This is a genomic window from Pseudoalteromonas sp. 2CM41L (assembly GCF_023161905.1).
Classification (GTDB): Bacteria; Pseudomonadota; Gammaproteobacteria; order Enterobacterales; family Alteromonadaceae; genus Pseudoalteromonas; species Pseudoalteromonas atlantica.
The window spans coordinates 34,156-51,310 of the sequence record NZ_JALNTN010000001.1; the positions used below are offsets into that span (position 1 = coordinate 34,156).

Here is a 17,155-nt window from a genome sequence, read left to right on the forward strand (position 1 = left end):
ATATAGTTTTAACAAATTACCTAAGTTATTACTATAACTAAGTTTTCTAAGGTTTTAGGTGAAGTTTAATAATCCAATTTGCGCGCAGCGCGCATTTTCATGAATATATGCGCAAAGCGCAGTTTGACCACTCAATTGACTATTATAATTATCCAATCTCAACGCTTGTCTTCGCTCATAACCGCCTTAGAACATTTGCATTACGACAATTATCTTGGTCGGAAACACCACTTTATTAATATGTGTTACAACAATAAACGCTATCCATACCGTATTAAATCAAAAAAGATAAGTATGAAATTCTAATTTGGAATCTCTATTTAATGCTTTGATTAGGTAAAGCCTAAAAAACCAAATTCTATTCCCTATGAAGAGAAGTCTATGAGAAAAACCCAAATAAGGAACGACAGCACCATCCCTACAAGCCTTGCCACATATAGCTCTTCATTCCAGATGTGTGACAAACCATTCCAAAGTTGAATGAGAAAGAACATATAGCGATCTTTTTTGATCAAAATACAGTGATTATCCGATTAAGTGCAACTTGTCATAAAACTGCAATCAAAATAGGTGATAATTTAAACTCGAACTGTATTTTTTATAATCTAGAAGTTGAAGTAAATGAGCACACCAATGACGCAACTCACATTTGCGTTACAATCGTTTGAAGATCCTCTCTCTGCGGCTATGGGCCACACAATGGAATACGAGCAGCTAACCTTGCAAGCCAGTGCTATGCATGAAATAACGCTGCAATGCGTATTGCCTGACGACGCCCACGAAAACGATATTATTTCGCTGAGCGCAACGTATCCCAGTGCCCGTGATGCGCAATACTTTACTGAAAAAGTACTCACTAACGCCGACTTAGAGCGTGGTTATGTGTATTTAACATTAAGTAAAATTACCCAAAGCCACTGCTTAGTAATGCAATTGATGCTGCATGGCTTAAATGCCACTTTAAAAAATAGTTTACAGTTTGATATGCAAGTAAATGCGTTTGAGGCTGGTTATAAAAATCAGCAAGCACTAAAAAGCCAAACTAAGCCACATGGCGTTAAAAAATACTTTCGTAATATGAGCTCAAGTTTATTTTCGTTTTTTTAATGTGTTGGTATACACATTTATAAAAACTTAATCAGCAAAACTCACTTTACCCATAGTGACCCCTGCAATACCCTGCGCAGTATTATTTAGGTGCTGCTGCTCACCTGCTAGGCATTCGTTGGCTAAAATGGCAAATAGTACGGCTTCTTTGGCATCGGGGTTTATGCCTAAATCGTCGGTATTTTTAAACGCTTTAATAGTCGGGCACAGCGCATTAAGGTGCGCCATTAATAATGGGTTATGAATACCGCCACCACTTGCGTATACCACACACTCTTTAGCACTTTGCCCGCATTCATTTAACGCATTTGCAATTACCCTTGCGCTAAACATATTTAAAGTTGCCATTACATCTTCATGGCTTAAGTGCTGTGTATTTGTTTGCAGCTGAGCTCCATGCAAATACGCTAAATTAAATACTTCAGGCCCTGTTGTTTTAGGCAGCGCAAGCTCAAAAAAAGTGTTGCTACACAATGCATTTAATAAGAGTGAATTAACCTTGCCAGCTTTAGCTATTTTAGCGCCATCATCAAAGTGCATACCTTTAAAATTCTGCTGTATGTACGCATCCATAATGGTGTTACCTGGGCCTATGTCGCTACTAAATACGCTATTTGCATCACCACTTTTAGGTAAAAACGTTAAATTAGCAATACCACCCATGTTTAATAAAATGCGGTTCTCATTGGGGTTTGCAAAAAATAAGTAATCGCCATATACCGCAAGCGGTGCACCTTCGCCCCCTGCGGCTATGTGTTTTTGCCTAAAGTCGCCAATCGTTGTAATACCGGTAGTAACGGCTATTTGGTCGCTGTCGCCAATTTGTAGTGTGCCATTAGTAAAGCTTTTATGATTATGCTGCGACTGTGGGCAGTGGTAAATTGTTTGCCCATGACTGGCTATTACATCAATACTTGCTGGATTTACCTGCCAAGTATGTAAGCACTGATTAACCATATCGCCATGGAGTTTACCCACCCATGGATGCAGTAAGGTAACAAGTTCTAAATCACACTCTCGTTTAGCAAATACCTGCTTTATTTTACTTTTATATTCGTTGTTATAGTCAACGGTGGTAAAGTTCAGCACTTCGATTTGCGTATTTATACCTGCACCCGTTACCTTACACAGTGCTACATCGAGCCCATCTAACGAGGTACCACTCATTAAACCTATAATTAAACGGCTTGGTTTTTGGGCACTATTATAAAGGGCTGCTATGTGTGGGTGCATAAAGGTATCTTAAACAGGTATCATATTTTGCTTATATTAGAGTACTTTAAAACAAAGTTATAGGCGTAAACGGTTAATCTTTGTGATTGTGCAATCTCTAATTGCTTGCTAAGTTGACCCGTATGCAACAGACACTTTATTAAAACAATGATCACCCTAAGAGACTTTAAACCAAAGGACGCGCCACACATTATTAATACCTTAAACGATAAGCAGGTTACGCGCTTTTTATCCTCTAAAATTCCATTTCCGTATACTCAAGCCGACGCCGACTGGTGGATAAACCAAGGCTCTAAAAGTGGAATAGTTAAGGCCATTGCTGTAGATGAGCAATTTGCGGGGTGTATTGGTATCACCCCCGGAGAATTTGAATATAGCCGCAGTGGCGAAATAGGCTATTGGCTTAATAGCCACTTTTGGGGGCAAGGAGTAATGACTCATGCTATTTCGCATATTTGCGATGACGCATTTAAAAGCTCAAACCTAAACCGTATTTTTGGCGCTGTATTTGCTGGCAATACTGGCTCTGTAAAGGCACTCACTAAATGCGGTTTTAAGGCCGAGGCTGTGCTCAAACAGGCCATTTATAAAAATGGTGTATTTTACGATAGCCATATTTTTAGCAAGCTAAAATAAACCGTTTAGAATAAATACTCTGCAAAGCTTGAATTACCAGCCTCGCGCCCAAAGCTCGTGTATTAAGGTACAAATTTTTATTTTCGTATAACTTAGCGCGCATTATTGTTTAGGCTCAACCTGGTTTTAAACGCGTAAACATTCGCTAAGTAAATTCACTCTTAAGAGGAGATTTTTATGTCTGCAACTAGTCGTCAACTTACTTTAGCATCACGCCCGCACGGTGCCCCTACCGATGAAAACTTTGAACTTAAAACAGTAGATTTACCAGCGCTTAAAGATGGCGAGGTGCTGCTGCGCACTATTTACCTATCACTTGACCCATACATGCGTGGCCGCATGAGCGATGCAAAGTCGTATGCCGATCCGGTTAATGTGGGCGATGTAATGGTAGGCGCTACCGTATGCCAAGTAGAAGAGTCTAAAAACGATAAATTCAGCGAAGGCGAATGGGTACTTGCCTACACCGGTTGGCAAGATTACGCCATTACTAACGGCGAAGGCCTTATGCAATTAGGTAAAGAGCCAGAAAACCCATCGTACGCACTCGGTATTATGGGTATGCCGGGCTTTACAGCCTACATGGGCTTACTTGATATTGGCGCACCTAAAGAAGGCGAAACCGTTGTAGTAGCCGCAGCAACAGGGCCGGTTGGCGCAACCGTTGGCCAAATAGCTAAAATTAAAGGCTGTAAAGTGGTAGGCGTTGCTGGTGGCAGCGAAAAATGTACACATGCTGTTGAAAAGCTGGGCTTTGATGCCTGTATTGATCACAAAGCCGATGACTTTGCAGAGCAGCTAGAAAAAGCCTGTGATAACGGCATAGATGTTTATTACGAAAATGTGGGCGGTAAAGTGTTTGATGCCGTATTACCATTACTTAATACCGCAGCCCGTGTGCCACTGTGTGGTTTAGTGTCGCAATATAATTCTACCAGCCTTCCAGATGGGCCTGATCGTATGGGAATGCTAATGGGGCAGTTGCTTACTAAACGTATTAAAATGCAGGGCTTTATAATTTTTGACGACTACGGCCACCGCTACGACGAATTTGCACAAGACATGCAAAAATGGCTTAAAGAAGGCAAAGTACAATACCGCGAACACATGGTAGAAGGTATTGAAAACACCATTAGCGCATTTAACGACATGCTTAATGGTAAAAACTTTGGTAAAACCGTTGTTAAAATTAACGAGCCACTTTAAATTTTACTAAGCGTTACTGCACATGCAGTAACGCCAACAAGGACTGACATGATTAAACTACACCATTTAAATAAATCGCGCTCAAAACGTATTATTTGGCTTTTAGAAGAGCTGGATGTTGATTACGAAATTGTTGCCTACCAGCGCAACACAGAGACCTTTTTAGCGCCTGACGAACTTAAAAAAGTACACCAATTAGGTAAGTCACCAGTGATTGAAGACGATGGCTTAATTGTTACCGAATCTGGCGCGATCACCGATTATTTAATTACTAAATACGGTAACGGTAAATTTGCACCAAAAGCTGGCACTGCCGAATATGTTGAGTATCAACAATGGCTACACTTTGCCGAAAGCTCAGCTATTTTACCGCTACTGCTTAAAATGTTTGTTTTAAAAGATGGCGCTAAAACAGAGTTTTTAGAAAATTACGCCGATGCAGAAACCGTAAAAGTAATTAGCTACTTTAACGACCGACTCCAAGGTAAACGTTATTTAGTCGGCGACACTTTAACCGGTGCCGATATTATGATGTCGTTTATTGTAGAAATAGTTAAAAACTCAGGCCAGCTTGCCCACTTTAAACACCTTGTAAAATACGATGAGCTATTACAAAGCCATGAGAAGTTTCATACAGCTAATGAGCTAGAAGCTAAATACGATTAATCAGCTTAAGTACAAAACACAGATAAACCAAAGGGGCTTTTGAGCCCCTTTTTTAGTGGATATGCTTTTATTAAATACCCGCTATTTCGCGCTCTGTAATACACTCGTTTGAGGCCATTTCAAACTCGCGGCACGTAAGTGGGCGGTTTTCGTAAATAGTACACATTAGCGTGTTACGGTCGAGTGCTTGGCACCAGCCGTCGTCTGCGCGTTTCATTACTTCGCTGCCCCATTTGTCGTAATCAATGTACTGAAAAGGCACGCCGGTGTCGGTCACTATGCGCACTTCTAATCGGCAGCAACATGCCTGGCAATTAGCGCAGGTTACGGGCTCAGGTGTAGAGGAAATAGTTTTACTTGGAATAACAGTATTAGGCATAGTGACTTACTTTTTTGAATAAGCCACTAGGATACAGTAACTAATTTAACGCGCTAGTAGTTTTGCTTTTATATCGCTGTAACGCATCTGCTCACAAAGCGCAAAACCACTGAGTTGGCGTACTTTATTACGTGCAAATAATGGCACGCTCATGCCCGCTAAAAAGCGGCACTGGGTTTCAATACCTACACTGTGAATACCTTTTGTTGCCATGTGCGCTAAAAACTCATCCACTTTTTGATAAACAACGTCATCGGCAATGTGATCAGGCTCTATTGAATACTCAAGTTTTACAGCATTACCACGGCATACACTGCAATGCCCGCATTGCGCTGGCGCATTTTGATCGTCAAAATAGCGCGCCAAGTTATAGCTTAAGCAACTTTGTAGCTCAAAAAAGCGTACCAATGCAGCTATACGTTTAATCTCAGCTTGTTCTTTTTCGATAAAATAACTGTGTAATTGTTTTGCAAGTTCAGGGTTATTTATAACCTCACTATGCACTTTGTATACTTGGGTAATGCGTTTGGTTTCAAGGGTTATTAGGTTTTTTTCGGCTAGGTAGTCAAGCGCGGCCACAACCCGTTTACGGTCAACTTGGGCGGCTTGGGTAAGGGTGTCAAAATTAAGCGTGCCCCATATTTTTTTAAAATCGGTATGGCTAAATATTTGCGTTAAAAAGGCTTGGCGCTGCTCGTCAAACTGGCTAAGTAACTCGTTTTTATCAACCAAAAACTTGTATTTAAAATCGGCGTAGTAAGCATATTGCGGCGTTATTGCGCCTTGCATTTCTAGTTGTACCAGCAACGTTTTAAGCGCTAATTGGCGAATATTACTTTCGCTTGAAAGACTGTATTCTTGCATTTCCCATTGCTGCGGCTGCGATTTAATATCGTTAATTACGTATTCAATGCCGCTAAGCTCAGGGGTGTCGCCATACACAAAGTTTTCTACTGTGTTTAGGCCATCTAAATTAGCCAAGGTGTAGCAGTTTGATGGGTTGCCATCGCGCCCTGCGCGGCCAATTTCTTGGCTGTAGTTTTCAATCGATTTTGGTAAATCGTAATGAATAACAAAGCGAATATCTGATTTATCAACGCCCATACCAAAGGCTATTGTTGCCACAACAACGTTAATTTTACCCGCCATAAAATCATCTTGGATTTGCCAGCGTAGTGTATCTTCAAGCCCCGCATGATACGCAACCGCCTGAATACCTTGCGCACTTAGTGTATTAGCCACTTGCTCAGCACTTTGCTGAAGCGTTACATACACAATACCTGGGCCATTTTGCGCACGCACTATGTTTGTAAGCTCAGTGTTTTTATCAGCCGTTTTTACACTTAGCACGCTTAAATCGAGGTTAGCGCGGTAAAAGCCGGTTTGTACAATACACTCTGGGGCAATATTAAAACGCTCGCTCATGTCGCGTTTTACTTTTTTAGTGGCTGTGGCGGTGAGTAATAGTACCAGTGGAATATTTAGCTCTTCGCGGTATCGCGGTAGTTTAAGGTAGTCGGGTCTAAAGTTATGGCCCCATTCAGATATACAGTGCGCTTCGTCTACCACCAGCATAGACAGCGCAACTTGGCTTATAAACTCTCTAAAACGCTCGTTTTTAAAACGCTCAACCGACACCATTAATACTTTAGTTTTACCATTTCGCACATCGTTCATTACGGTGCTGCTTTGCATTTGGTCTTGGCTAGAATCAAGGCTTGCCGCGTAAATACCTTTGCTATTTAAAAAGCTAATTTGATCTTTCATCAATGCAAGTAAGGGCGACACCACCAAGGTTAAGTTTGGTAAATGCATAGCCGTTAGCTGATAACACAACGACTTACCCGAGCCCGTAGGAAATATAGCCAATGACGACTGCCCATTTAAAAGCTGCTCAATGGTTTGCTGTTGCCCTGCTCTAAATTGGCTAAAACCAAAATGCTGCTCAAGTGATTTAATTAATGGCGTGGTCATAAATATCCTTTTTGGCTAGGGAATAGGCTTTAACAGCAAAAGTGCAACGTAAATGAAATATTTGCATATACCCCAAAGCATCTCAATATAAGAGTGTCTGTTGGCATTAAAAGCAATTTAGATAAAGCATAGATTGCAAGTATTAGCGGCTTTATTGCAATAATCAAAAATCCAGTAAAACTCACTTTAAATCAATAGGTTAAAATACTTAAAAGCATTTAGTGTCAGCGTTATACCCTATTAAAAGCAAGCTGCCTTTTATGTAAAGTAATGCCTTTATATTAGGGCCCTGAAAAGCGCTAAATTTTTCATACTGAGGCAATTTAGACCTTAGTATACAACAAATAAGCTTATCAATTGCTGACATATGTTTTATTTAGGCGCAAAATACGCAGCAGATGCTCAATGGTGCTAACAGCCAAGCTAATTTTGTATACCCAAGTGATTTTTTATAAGCGTTATAAGCAGATTATTTGGGTATATTATTTTTTAAGGGCATTGCTATGAATATAACTAAACCTAAAATCGTCGTTATTGGCGGTGGCGCAGGCGGACTAGAGCTGGCAACACAATTAGGGCATAAATTAGGGAAGAAAAAACAAGCCGAAATTCTTTTAATCGATAAAAACCGCACCCACATATGGAAGCCGTTACTACACGAAGTAGCGACAGGCTCTATTGACCCCGATTTAGATGGCGTTGTGTATTCAGCCCACGCTGCAAAACATCATTATAATTTTCAGCTTGGTACATTTTGCGATATAGACCAAAGCAATAAAACCATTACCCTTGCACCGCATCTTGATGAGCTAGGCCACACTATTTTGCCACAGCGCAGCGTACGCTACGACCACCTTGTTATTGCCATTGGCAGCGTAAGCAACGACTTTAATACCCCAGGCATAAAAGATCATTGCTACTTTTTAGACTCAAACCAGCAAGCTGAGCGTTTTCAGCATTCTCTACTCGACAGCTTTACTCGCCTTCACCAAGACGACAACCAACAACAATCATTAAATATTGCCATTGTGGGCGGCGGCGCAACCGGCGTTGAGCTCTCGGCAGAGCTTTACCATGTATCTGAATTATTAAAGCTTTACGGCCTTACAAATATGTCGTCTAAGCGTTTACATATTCATTTAATAGAAGCAGGGCCCCGTATTTTGCCCGCCCTACCCGAGCGCATAGCCGATAGCGCAAAGCGCGAGTTATTAAAACTCGGCGTAAACGTACGAGAGCAAACACTGGTAAAAGAAGCCACCGAACAAGGGTTTATAACAAAAGACGAAGAACACATAGACGCCGATATAATGGTATGGGCTGCAGGTGTAAAAGCGCCAGATTTTATTAAAGATTTAGGTGTTTTTGAGCTTACTCGTAGCAACCAAATTCAAGTAAACGAGTTTTTACAAAGCACCGTAGATGAAAGCATTTTTGTTATTGGTGATTGCTGCGCCTTTACCCAAGAAGACGGAAAGCTTGTTCCACCGCGTGCGCAGTCGGCGCATCAAATGGCGCTATGTGTAGAAAAAAACCTCATAGCCACGTTAAAACAACAGCCACTATGCGGCTTTAAATATAGCGACCATGGCTCACTCGTTAACTTATCGCGCTACAGTACGGTAGGTAATTTAATGGGTAACTTAACCAGCAATACCTTTTTTATAGAAGGTAAAATTGCTCGCTTTATGTATATATCACTGTATCGCATGCACCAGCGCGCCATACACGGCAGCGCAAAAACCTTTGCATTATGGATAAGCGAAAAAGTACTGCGCGTAGTGCGCCCTAAAATGAAACTGCATTAAAAATAGAGTAAGCAGCGATAATAATTATTTATTGCTGCTGTCTTTAATATTTAACATTGCCTGTGTAGAGTATTTAAAACAATTAAAGGATTAGGGCTATGACGGGTAAAACGCTAATTTTTAATTTTGATGGTACTGGTGGCGAGCCGCGCGATGCTGAGCAATTTAGCTCAGACCATTTTAAAGAAGACAGTAGTATTTCTAATATTCTAAAGCTGCATTTATTATTAGGCGGCAAACTCGATGACTCCCCCACCACCCCATTTACAAACCAACTTAGTTTTTATTATCAAGGTATTGGCACTAAAGGTAGCCGCTTAAAACGTATTTTAAACCAAACTTTAGCGCCACGTGGTGACGATGTTGCTAGTATTTTAAATCAAGCCATGAGTGATTTTAAAGCGCATTACCAACTAGGCGATACCCTTTTACTTACCGGTTTTAGCCGAGGCGGCGCACTCGCTAGGCGTTTTGCAAAAATCCTAGAACCTTTAATTAGCGATAATGTTTACGTATGTGTATTTGATACCGTGGCCTCAATAGGTTTATCAAAAGTCAGTAAAGCAACGCGCGGTGCCGAGCATGTAATATTTGAAAACCACACCATTGCTAATAATATTTCGCAGGCACTGCACTGTGTAGCACTTGATGAAAAACGCCGTGCGTTTGAACCCACCCTAATGAACCATCAAAATAATATTACCGAGCTTTGGTTTGCAGGGGCGCATTCAGATATTGGCGGCGGTTATTACCGCGATGGCCTAGCTGATATTTGCCTGCGCTATGCGCTTGAATGGTTAATTGATCAACCACTTAATATTAGTTTATTAACCAGTCACGATATTGACTACGAAACCTTATTGCCTGGCAGTAAATTAGTTGACCAAGACGATGTAACCGTAGCGCCCGATCCTCTGGCTTTAAGTCATCAGCAAAATTACTTTTGGTTTAATCCCTTTTTTAAATTGGTGGATAGGGAGTGCTATGTACTTATTGATAACGAAGCCAGCAACTTAGAACCACATATACATCAAAGCGTAGCTACACGAATTAATAAACTAACTAGCTATCGCCCAGAATCGCTTAAAAACTTGCATTACAAAATTAGGTATAACGATAACAGCACATTAAGCTTTACTGGTTTAAGCCAACACATTGCCCTTGAAAACCAAAACATGAGCGTATTACAAGTTTCGCAAAGCCAAGATGTAATGGTGTTTGCCAGCGAGGCACATAACAATACAGGGCTTATGTTAGTTGAAGGCGCAACTTATAAGTTTGAACCCTATCCCAATCAATTTTGGTATGACGACGGTATAAAATGCACCTCAAGCGGCTGGCACCGCGATAATGTGCAATTAGGGGTTAAAGAAATCCCCATGGCATTGCTTGAACCATTTAGACGACTTCCAAGAGCGCAGTGGTTCTCTTTGGTTGGCGCAATTAACAATAACGACGAATATTTATTTGAAATAGCCAATGGCGCTACAGTAACCATTACTAAATCAGGTGAATTTAGCCCGTTCGCCAATGACTTAAGCCGCTTTTACGGCGCCAATGCAGGGAAAATAAAAGTAAAAGTAACACGCATAAGTTAAATGGGCTGTAGACGAGCAGTTTGCTGGCGTGACGAGCGATAGCTCGTAAATATAACCAATGCATTCACAAAGATGTTAGTTGCTTCGTTTTTAGAGAAGCAACTAATATTTTGCGCGAGCAAGCTTCGCGCCTACAGCTTTCACTTCTCGTTTACTCCTTTTTCTCTTCTCTTTGTGCATTTTTGTATTAAAGATCAATAAATCACTAAGAAGTTTAGAGGCGCTTCACTTTTAGAGAAGCAACTAGCATTTTGCGCGAGCAAGCTTCGCGCCTACCTACAAAATTAACACCGAGGTAAATTACCTTGTAGACGCGCAGCTTGCTGGCGTTTTAAAAGCAACGCTTTTACCCTAGTGTTAACCCCCTTAATTTGAGGCGGCTAAGTCCGCTTCAGCATCGGCAAGCATGGCAAACTCTTCATCTGCACTTTTAGCGACTAAATGCTTAGCGCTATAACCAAAGTAATAAGCTGCACCAATCACAAATAGCACTACGGTGTATAAAAATGCACGAGGGTCAAACGCATACACACCCGTTAATGCAATAAGCGATAACACTAACGCAATACCCGATGTAACCACGCCACCTGCCGTTTTATACGGACGAGCTAAATTAGGTTGCTTAATACGTAACATAATATGGCTCAGCGCCATTAACGCATACGATACCGTTGCACCTACCACCGCCATGGCTAGCATTAAATCGCCCTCACCACTCAGTGAGGCAATAAATCCAAAAATAGCGGGGACAATTAACGCACGCGCGGGTACTTTGCGCTCTGTTGTAATTGATAACGAACGCGGTAAATAGCCTGCACGCGAAAGCGCAAACACTAAACGGCTATAACCATAAATAATCGAAAAGAACGACGCGACCAATCCCGCTAAGCCTAAAATATTTACCACAGTGGCTAAGCTTGTATTGCCCGTGGCGTTAAGCGCATCAACTAAAGGAACTGCACTGGCGCCCATTGCGTTTGCACCACCAGCAGCGGGAACTAATACCACAACAAGTAAAGCGGTAAACAGTAAAAATAACATAGCGCCAATAATGCCTTTAGGTACATCTTTAGCCGGGTTTTTAGCTTCTTCGGCTGCAAGCGGCACGCCTTCTACTGCTAAAAATAACCACATAGCAAAAGGCAATGCAGCCCACACACCATACCAACCAAGTGGTAAAAATTCATTTGCACCTGCGGCATTAGTTACCGCAACATCAAATAAATTAGCCGCGTCAAAATTAGCAATTAACGCCACGGCAGTGGCAATAATAGCCAATACTGCTAAGCCACTTATCACCATCATTACTTTTAGCGCTTCACCCACACCCGCTAAATGAATTCCCACAAACGTTAAATAAAACAGTGCATATACCCACGGGCCATTAAAACCCGTTAACGCCTCAACCGCCGAGCCAATAAATATAACAATGGCGGCGGGGGCTAATGCATATTCAATTAATACCGCAAGGCCAGTTAAATAACCCCCAGCTGGGCCCATTGCTTGTCGTGCAAAACTGTAACCGCCACCCGCCGCAGGAATTGCTGCCGACATTTCAGCAAGCGATAACACCAGCGTTAAATACATTATTGCCATTAACACCGCAGCAATGGCAAATCCGCCCCAGCCGGCTTCGGCTATACCAAAGTTCCAGCCTGCAAAGTCGCCCGAAATTACATACGACACCCCTAGCCCTGCAAGCAATAACCAGCCCGCAGTGCCACTTTTTAACTGCCTTTGTGCAAGATACTCTTTATTGTTATTAGACATATTGACCTCTTTTTATGGTTTTATTCCGCGATTAAAAAATTTGTGGTTTGAACCTGATGCTCTATTACATCGTCTTGTGTTCTGTCTTTTAAGTTAACCCCAGTAAGCCCGCGCTTTTTGGCCTCTTGCAGTAAATATACGGCTCTTCGGGCAGCCTCAAAGTAGCTAAGCCCTGCAGGGCGAATGTTAGAAATACAATTACGGCACGCATCGTTAAGCCCCGTTTTTGGCTCCCACGTTAAGTAAAGGCCAAGGCTGTCGGGGGAGCTAAGTCCTGGGCGCTCACCAATTAATACCATTACCACTTGTGCGTTTAGCAGCTCGCCAATGTCATCACCAATCGCTACGCGGCCTTGCTCTACTAGGGTAATTGGCGCAATTTTGTAAGGTGAGGGCTCAGTAGGAAGCTGCTTTAAAAGCTCGCTTATAAATGGCGCTGCGTTTTTTTGTACCGCCAACGACGAAAGCCCATCAACTACTACAATGGCTAAATCGTATTGCGCCTGAGTACTGTTTTGCCTACTTTGCATAGTGTTTAAAAGCGTTGTACGCCCTGCTTGGTTTAGCTTTCGGCCTAAATCGGGGCGCTGTAAATAGGTAACACGATCAACTGCCTCACTTTGTACACTTAGCGGTTTTTCAACCACGCTAAGCGCATCAATAGCACTGAGAGTTTTTGTCATTTCGCTAATATCTAACGGAAAGTTAACCGCATCGCGCGCCTGAGCATGCGATAACTGAAACGCTAACATTTCAGCTGTAGGTAAACTAATGCCTGCCCGGCCAAGGCCTATACGGGCATCGGTAAAACGACGTAAATCGCTCCATGGGTTTTCAACCACTTTGCCATTATTGTGATCGTTGCTGCTTTGCGTGTTTATGCTTTTAACCGCTTTCATTACATCCCTCCTTGTACTGCTTTTAATGGCTTGGCAAAGGCTGTTGGTAAGGTGTTCGATAAAATAGTCTCGGCGGTATTTTCCATAATTTTCATTTTGCTAAGCCACGCTTCAAACTCGGGCGCTGGGCGCGAGCCTAAAACTCGGCGCACATATAAGGCATCATGAAATGAGGTAGTTTGGTAATTAAGCATAATATCGTCCGAGCCTGGAATCCCCATTACAAACGAGCAACCCGCCACGCCTAATAAGGTGAGTAAGTTATCCATATCGTTTTGGTCGGCCTCGGCGTGGTTGGTGTAACACACATCGCACCCCATAGGTATGCCTAAAAGCTTGGCACAAAAATGATCTTCAAGCCCTGCGCGGGTAATTTCTTTACCATCAAATAAATACTCGGGGCCAATAAAGCCTACAACGGTATTAACTAATAAAGGGTTAAACTTGCGTGCTACAGCATAAGCACGCGCCTCACAGGTTTGTTGGTCAAGCCCATGGTGTGCATTAGCCGAAAGCGAGCTGCCTTGCCCGGTTTCAAAATACATTACATTATTTCCAACCGTGCCACGCTTTAAGCTCAGCGCAGCATCTTGCGCCTCAGCTAGTGTATTTAAATTAAAACCAAAGCTTGAATTTGTAGCCTCTGTACCGCCAATAGACTGAAAAACTAAATCAACCGGAGCACCTGCTTCTATGCATTCTATGGTGTTAGTCACATGGGTAAGCACGCAGCTTTGTGTCGGAATTTCGTATTTTTGAATCACATCATCCATCAGCGTCATTAACTTAATGGCTTGCGCTACGTTGTCGGTGGCGGGATTAATGCCAATTACCGCATCGCCATTGCCGTATAAAAGGCCATCGAGCATACAGGCTGCTATACCATTTATGTCATCGGTTGGGTGGTTAGGTTGCAAGCGGGTTGATAAATGCCCAGGCAAGCCTATGGTGTTTCTAAACGCGCTTTTTACGTGGCACTTTTTAGCAACAAGTATGAGATCTTGATTACGCATTATTTTACTTACCGCAGCGGCCATTTCAGGGGTAATGGCTTGCCTAACACTTGCAAGTACCGCAGGCGTTGCAAAATCACTTAATAACCAGTTTCTAAAATCTCCCACGGTTAAGTGCGATATAAGCTTAAAAGCGTTTGCATCGTGCTCATCAATAATAAGGCGTGTAATTTCGTCTTGCTCGTAGGGAATAAGTACATCGTTTAAAAATGTTTTTAGCGGTACTTCGGCCAATGTCATCTGCGCTACAGCGCGCTCTTGCGCTGATTGTGCAATAACTCCCGCTAACCTATCACCCGAGCGCTGCGGCGTAGCTTTAGCCATTAACTGCGCTAAGCTCTTGAATTGATAAGTATGTGTTCCTAACGTATAACTGTACATATGCCCCATGATTTACTCCGCATAACTAATATTACAAACCTTGGTATAGGTCTTGCCTCATATAAGCTATAAATCAATTTTGAATAGTCACAAGAAGGCTTAATTTGTACCAAGTGGCTATCGAATTTTGGCAAATCGTTTTTTATTATTTTATTTCAGTAAGTTAATGCCTTTATTTGGCATTCACTTAAACTAAAAATATGTTTACTTTAAAAGAGCATCACCTATATGGCGCAGCAAGGCAGCAACAACGCACCACAAAAGAGCAAGGTATACACGCACGATATTGACGAGCAAGCCCATAACCTCACTCAATGGCAGCAAAAGTACGACCAAGTAAGCGATGGCCGCTTTTATGGCTGTATAGAAGGCGTAAATTACAACGATATTCATGCTTTTAAAGAGTACACCGAGCGTGCGCTGCGCCAGCAATGCAACATAGCTCCTAACTCTATTTGGCTTGGCATACCGAGTCAGTCGCAGCAAAGTAAAATTAATGGCCTTGATGTAGCGAGCAATCAATTTATGTGCCGTACCAGCAGCAGCGACTTTGAGCTAATTACCCCTGAGCAATTTGATATTTACGGTTTGGTTATTGATTGGCATTCCATTGAGTACATGGCGCAGTTGCAAGGCGTAACAATTAAAAACCTATCATCTGCACAATCTGCTCGTTTAACGGTAAGTGACTCATCGCTGCAAACAGCAAGGCAAATTATTAATAGTATGGTTGCCTGTAAAGGTTTTGGGCTTAAACCAGAATCACAGCAAGATATGCTTAGTATGCTAGCACTGCATTTACTGCAAGCCGATAACCCGCAGCAAAACATAGCCCCAAGCTACAAACACCGTAAAGCAGTGGTCGATAAAGTAAAAGAGTACGTGGCAGCCAACCCACAAAAAACAATAACCATAACCGAACTTTGCGAGCTTACTTTTGTTAGTAGGCGCAAGTTGCAGTACAGTTTCGAAAGCATTTTAGGTATTAACCCGCTTAGGTTTTTGCGTTTAACCCGTTTAAATAACGTAAGGCGCGAGCTTAAAGTGGTTGGGCAAACTAAGCCTATATCAATCATAGCGGCCAATTGGGGGTTTTGGCACGCAGGGCAATTTACTAAAGATTACACGCAGTTATTTGGTGAAAACCCCTCTCAAACCATCGCCAATAATTTAAAAGAAAGTGGCCTAGATTTTTAGATGCTTAGCATCTTGCGAGAGCAAGTTTCGCGCCTACCGACAAAATTAACTCCGAGGTAAATTACCTTGTAGAGGCGCACCTTGCTGGCGTTTAAAAGCAACGCTTTAACCGAGGTATAAAGCGATTGTTTCACCACAGAGAAGCGAAGGAGAATACCTGGAAAAGTGACTAAGCGTTACGGGTGTTTTCTCTGTGTAGCGCGAAGCGCCTCGGTGTACTCGGTGGTGATATACAGATAACTTATACCAAGTTACTTTGGCTACTCATTTACTTCTCTATCCCTTCTCTTTGTGCATTTTTGTATTAAAGCTCAATTAATCACAAAGAGGCTCAGAGGCGCGTCGCTTTTAGAGAAGTAACTAGCATCTTGCGCGAGCAAGCTTCGCGCCTACAACTTTCACTTCTCATTTACTTCTCTATCCCTTCTCTTTGTGCATTTTTGTATTAAAGATCAATAAATCATTAAGAGGTTCAGAGCCGCGTCGCTTTTAGAGAAGCAACTATCATCTTGCGCGAGCAAGCTTCGCGCCTACAACTTTCACTTCACGTTGCGGGTTATATCTTTTTAAATTTAAAAAATAAGTTTCGTTAACCCTACTTTAACCCTCTATAGTTTAAGCTAGCTGCATTAATGAAGATTATTCAATTGTACACGCAACTAAGCGCCACTTTTTAAGTTAGGAATAACCACAATGAAACTTACAAAAGATACAACAAGTACGTTAAGCAAAACCACCATAAGCCTGCATTGGATTGTAGCTATTTTAATTATTGGGTTATTAGGCTCAGGCCTATATATGGAAAACTTTAAAGCGTTTTTTCTAATGAGTTGGCACAAATCATTTGGCGTAATGCTGCTTGCTTTTGCGTTATTAAGAGTAACATGGCGCATTGTAAATGGCTGGCCAAAGCACGATGTTAAACACCCAAATTATGAGCAAGTGTTAGCTAAAATTGTGCATTACGTTCTTATGATAAGCATGTTACTTATGCCTATTTCGGGGCTGATTATGTCGGGCTTTGGTGGGCATGGCGTAGAGGTGTTCGGGCTAGAGCTTATACCGCACAACCCCAACCCAGAAAACCCACAAAAAAGCCTCGCTTTTAACCAAGGCTTAGCTGAGATAGGAAAAACCGTTCACGGTATTACAGCAAATGCCCTTCTTATCGCGTTAGGTTTACATATTGTGGGCGCTTTAAAGCACCATATTATTGATAAAGACAACACCCTTACGCGTATGCTTGGCAAAAAGTAGGCAATTTAAAAGTCTTATTTGATCGGTGCTA

General features: G+C 42.0%; 14 protein-coding genes. 8 read left to right on the forward strand and 6 right to left on the reverse strand.

Annotation, left to right across the window (positions count from 1 at the left end):
- Positions 1-621: 621 nt before the first annotated feature.
- Positions 622-1,107, forward strand: coding sequence for a hypothetical protein (locus MTF64_RS00160; protein WP_024032946.1), 486 nt, complete (start codon positions 622-624; stop codon positions 1,105-1,107).
- A gap of 27 nt (positions 1,108-1,134) precedes the next feature.
- On the opposite strand, the gene MTF64_RS00165 is transcribed toward MTF64_RS00160, so the two are convergent.
- Positions 1,135-2,340 carry an anhydro-N-acetylmuramic acid kinase gene (locus MTF64_RS00165; RefSeq protein ID WP_248450047.1) on the reverse strand — a complete coding sequence of 402 codons (1,206 nt, stop codon included), beginning with the start codon at positions 2,338-2,340 and terminating at the stop codon, positions 1,135-1,137.
- Positions 2,341-2,487: 147 nt separating this feature from the next.
- Here MTF64_RS00165 and MTF64_RS00170 point away from each other — a divergent pair, with 147 nt between their 5' ends.
- The 3 genes from MTF64_RS00170 to MTF64_RS00180 all read left to right on the forward strand — a co-directional run bounded on the left by MTF64_RS00170 (position 2,488) and on the right by MTF64_RS00180 (position 4,848).
- Entirely contained in the window at positions 2,488-2,976 is a 489-nt protein-coding gene (locus MTF64_RS00170) for a GNAT family protein (RefSeq protein ID WP_248450048.1), read from the forward strand.
- Between the two features lie 177 nt (positions 2,977-3,153).
- Entirely contained in the window at positions 3,154-4,182 is a 1,029-nt protein-coding gene (locus MTF64_RS00175) for an NADP-dependent oxidoreductase (RefSeq protein WP_248450049.1), read from the forward strand.
- Between the two features lie 48 nt (positions 4,183-4,230).
- A complete protein-coding gene (locus MTF64_RS00180; protein WP_248450050.1) occupies positions 4,231-4,848 on the forward strand; it encodes a glutathione S-transferase in 618 nt (205 codons plus the stop codon).
- Between the two features lie 70 nt (positions 4,849-4,918).
- Here the strand turns inward: MTF64_RS00180 and MTF64_RS00185 are convergent, their stop codons facing one another.
- Entirely contained in the window at positions 4,919-5,227 is a 309-nt protein-coding gene (locus MTF64_RS00185) for a YkgJ family cysteine cluster protein (RefSeq protein ID WP_248450051.1), read from the reverse strand.
- A gap of 45 nt (positions 5,228-5,272) precedes the next feature.
- Positions 5,273-7,201, reverse strand: coding sequence for a RecQ family ATP-dependent DNA helicase (locus MTF64_RS00190; protein ID WP_248450052.1), 1,929 nt, complete (start codon positions 7,199-7,201; stop codon positions 5,273-5,275).
- Positions 7,202-7,704: 503 nt separating this feature from the next.
- Between MTF64_RS00190 and MTF64_RS00195 the strand changes: the two genes are divergently transcribed.
- Both MTF64_RS00195 and MTF64_RS00200 read left to right on the forward strand, forming a co-directional pair.
- A complete protein-coding gene (locus tag MTF64_RS00195; RefSeq protein ID WP_054981625.1) occupies positions 7,705-9,009 on the forward strand; it encodes an NAD(P)/FAD-dependent oxidoreductase in 1,305 nt (434 codons plus the stop codon).
- A gap of 98 nt (positions 9,010-9,107) precedes the next feature.
- Positions 9,108-10,607, forward strand: coding sequence for a DUF2235 domain-containing protein (locus tag MTF64_RS00200; protein ID WP_248450053.1), 1,500 nt, complete (start codon positions 9,108-9,110; stop codon positions 10,605-10,607).
- Between the two features lie 366 nt (positions 10,608-10,973).
- Here MTF64_RS00200 and eat read toward each other — a convergent pair whose 3' ends face one another.
- The 3 genes from eat to MTF64_RS00215 are packed head-to-tail and all read right to left on the reverse strand — an operon-like array spanning position 10,974 to position 14,679.
- Complete coding sequence (gene eat / locus MTF64_RS00205) at positions 10,974-12,377, reverse strand: ethanolamine permease (protein ID WP_248450054.1); 1,404 nt, start codon at positions 12,375-12,377, stop codon at positions 10,974-10,976.
- A gap of 20 nt (positions 12,378-12,397) precedes the next feature.
- Positions 12,398-13,276 (reverse strand): ethanolamine ammonia-lyase subunit EutC, encoded by an 879-nt coding sequence (gene eutC, locus MTF64_RS00210; RefSeq protein ID WP_248450055.1) that lies wholly within the window; start codon positions 13,274-13,276, stop codon positions 12,398-12,400.
- On the reverse strand, positions 13,276-14,679 hold the full coding sequence (locus MTF64_RS00215; RefSeq protein ID WP_029773109.1) for an ethanolamine ammonia-lyase subunit EutB: 1,404 nt from the start codon (positions 14,677-14,679) through the stop codon (positions 13,276-13,278). The genes eutC and MTF64_RS00215 overlap by 1 nt, the downstream gene beginning before the upstream one ends.
- 219 nt (positions 14,680-14,898) lie before the next feature.
- Here MTF64_RS00215 and MTF64_RS00220 point away from each other — a divergent pair, with 219 nt between their 5' ends.
- Both MTF64_RS00220 and MTF64_RS00225 read left to right on the forward strand, forming a co-directional pair.
- Positions 14,899-15,867 carry a helix-turn-helix domain-containing protein gene (locus tag MTF64_RS00220; RefSeq protein ID WP_248450056.1) on the forward strand — a complete coding sequence of 323 codons (969 nt, stop codon included), beginning with the start codon at positions 14,899-14,901 and terminating at the stop codon, positions 15,865-15,867.
- Between the two features lie 693 nt (positions 15,868-16,560).
- A complete protein-coding gene (locus tag MTF64_RS00225; RefSeq protein WP_248450057.1) occupies positions 16,561-17,124 on the forward strand; it encodes a cytochrome b in 564 nt (187 codons plus the stop codon).
- Positions 17,125-17,155: the final 31 nt, after the last annotated feature.